General features: G+C 54.9%; 1 rRNA gene. It reads left to right on the top strand.

Annotated features, from left to right (window positions below):
- Positions 1–12: 12 nt before the first annotated feature.
- Positions 13–2,938, top strand: a 23S ribosomal RNA gene (locus ETB99_RS14445).
- Positions 2,939–2,943: the final 5 nt, after the last annotated feature.

Raw genomic sequence — 2,943 nt, 5'->3', positions numbered from 1 at the left:
CAAAGTGTGTTTAGTTAAGTTAGAAAGGGCGCACGGTGGATGCCTTGGCACTAGGAGCCGATGAAGGACGGGACAAACACCGATATGCTTCGGGGAGCTGTAAGTAAGCGTTGATCCGGAGATTTCCGAATGGGGGAACCCACTGTCCGTAATGGGGCAGTATCCATACGTGAATCCATAGCGTATGGAGGGCATACCCGGGGAACTGAAACATCTAAGTACCCGGAGGAGAAGAAAGCAAAAGCGATTCCCTAAGTAGCGGCGAGCGAAACGGGAACAGCCCAAACCAAGAGGCTTGCCTCTTGGGGTTGTAGGACACTCAATACGGAGTGACAAAGGAACGGAGTAGACGAAGCGGTCTGGAAAGGCCCGCCAGAGGAGGTAACAGCCCTGTAGTCGAAACTTCGTTCCCTCCTGAGTGGATCCTGAGTACGGCGGGACACGAGGAATCCCGTCGGAAGCAGGGAGGACCATCTCCCAAGGCTAAATACTCCCTAGTGACCGATAGTGAACCAGTACCGTGAGGGAAAGGTGAAAAGCACCCCGGGAGGGGAGTGAAAGAGAACCTGAAACCGTGTGCCTACAAGTAGTCAGAGCCCGTTTATGGGTGATGGCGTGCCTTTTGTAGAATGAACCGGCGAGTTACGATCTCGTGCGAGGTTAAGTCGAAAAGACGGAGCCGTAGCGAAAGCGAGTCTGAATAGGGCGTATAGTACGAGGTCGTAGACCCGAAACCAGGTGATCTACCCATGTCCAGGGTGAAGGTAGGGTAATACCTACTGGAGGCCCGAACCCACGCACGTTGAAAAGTGCGGGGATGAGGTGTGGGTAGGGGTGAAATGCCAATCGAACTTGGAGATAGCTGGTTCTCCCCGAAATAGCTTTAGGGCTAGCCTCGAGTTGAGAGTCTTGGAGGTAGAGCACTGATTGGGCTAGGGGCCCTCATCGGGTTACCGAACTCAGTCAAACTCCGAATGCCAATGACTTATACTCGGGAGTCAGACTACGAGTGATAAGATCCGTGGTCAAGAGGGAAACAGCCCAGATCACCAGCTAAGGTCCCAAAGTGTACGTTAAGTGGAAAAGGATGTGGAGTTGCTTAGACAACCAGGATGTTGGCTTAGAAGCAGCCACCATTTAAAGAGTGCGTAATAGCTCACTGGTCGAGTGACTCTGCGCCGAAAATGTACCGGGGCTAAACGTACCACCGAAGCTGTGGGACGACTTGCGTCGTCGGTAGGGGAGCGTTCTAAGGGCGTCGAAGCTAGACCGGAAGGACTAGTGGAGCGCTTAGAAGTGAGAATGCCGGTGTGAGTAGCGAAAACAGAGGTGAGAATCCTCTGCACCGAAAGCCTAAGGTTTCCTGAGGAAGGCTCGTCCGCTCAGGGTTAGTCGGGACCTAAGCCGAGGCCGAAAGGCGTAGGCGATGGACAACAGGTTGATATTCCTGTACCACCTCCTCACCGTTTGAGCAATGGGGGGACGCAGGAGGATAGGGTCAGCGCGCGACTGGTTGTGCGCGTCCAAGCAGTTAGGCGCCTCAAGTAGGCAAATCCGCTTGAGTAGGCTGAGCTGTGATGGCGAGGGAAATGTAGTACCGAAGTGCCTGATTCCACACTGCCAAGAAAAGCCTCTAGCGAGGTGAGAGGTGCCCGTACCGCAAACCGACACAGGTAGGCGAGGAGAGAATCCTAAGGTGCGCGGGAGAACTCTCGTTAAGGAACTCGGCAAAATGACCCCGTAACTTCGGGAGAAGGGGTGCTCCCTCGGGTGAATAGCCCAGGGGAGCCGCAGTGAAAAGGCCCAAGCGACTGTTTATCAAAAACACAGGTCTCTGCGAAGCCGTAAGGCGAAGTATAGGGGCTGACACCTGCCCGGTGCTGGAAGGTTAAGGGGAGCGCTTAGCGCAAGCGAAGGTGCGAACCGAAGCCCCAGTAAACGGCGGCCGTAACTATAACGGTCCTAAGGTAGCGAAATTCCTTGTCGGGTAAGTTCCGACCCGCACGAAAGGTGTAACGACTTGGGCACTGTCTCAACGAGAGACCCGGTGAAATCATAGTACCTGTGAAGATGCAGGTTACCCGCGACAGGACGGAAAGACCCCGTGGAGCTTTACTGCAGCCTGATATTGAATGTTGGTGCGACATGTACAGCATAGGTGGGAGACTGAGAAGCCTGGACGCCAGTCTAGGTGGAGTCGCCGTTGGGATACCACCCTTGTCGTACTGAGATTCTAACCCGCACCCCTGATCGGGGTGGGAGACAGTGTCAGGTGGGCAGTTTGACTGGGGCGGTCGCCTCCCAAAGCGTAACGGAGGCGCCCAAAGGTTCCCTCAGAATGGTTGGAAATCATTCGAAGAGTGTAAAGGCAGAAGGGAGCTTGACTGCGAGACCTACAAGTCGAGCAGGGACGAAAGTCGGGCTTAGTGATCCGGTGGTTCCGAATGGAAGGGCCATCGCTCAACGGATAAAAGCTACCCCGGGGATAACAGGCTTATCTCCCCCAAGAGTCCACATCGACGGGGAGGTTTGGCACCTCGATGTCGGCTCATCGCATCCTGGGGCTGTAGTCGGTCCCAAGGGTTGGGCTGTTCGCCCATTAAAGCGGTACGCGAGCTGGGTTCAGAACGTCGTGAGACAGTTCGGTCCCTATCCGTCGCGGGCGTAGGAAATTTGAGAGGAGCTGTCCTTAGTACGAGAGGACCGGGATGGACGCACCGCTGGTGTACCAGTTGTCCCGCCAGGGGCACAGCTGGGTAGCTATGTGCGGAAGGGATAAGCGCTGAAAGCATCTAAGCGTGAAGCCCCCCTCAAGATGAGATTTCCCATCGCGTCAAGCGAGTAAGATCCCTTGAAGATGACAAGGTAGATAGGTCCGAGGTGGAAGCGTGGCGACACGTGCAGCTGACGGATACTAATCGATCGAGGACTTAACTAAACACA

Source organism: Anoxybacillus sp. CHMUD, assembly GCF_013096965.1.
Taxonomy (GTDB): Bacteria; Bacillota; Bacilli; order Bacillales; family Anoxybacillaceae; genus Anoxybacillus; species Anoxybacillus kestanbolensis_A.
The sequence above is the reverse complement of the archived record's forward strand: the minus strand, read 5'-3'. Positions and strand labels throughout refer to the sequence as shown.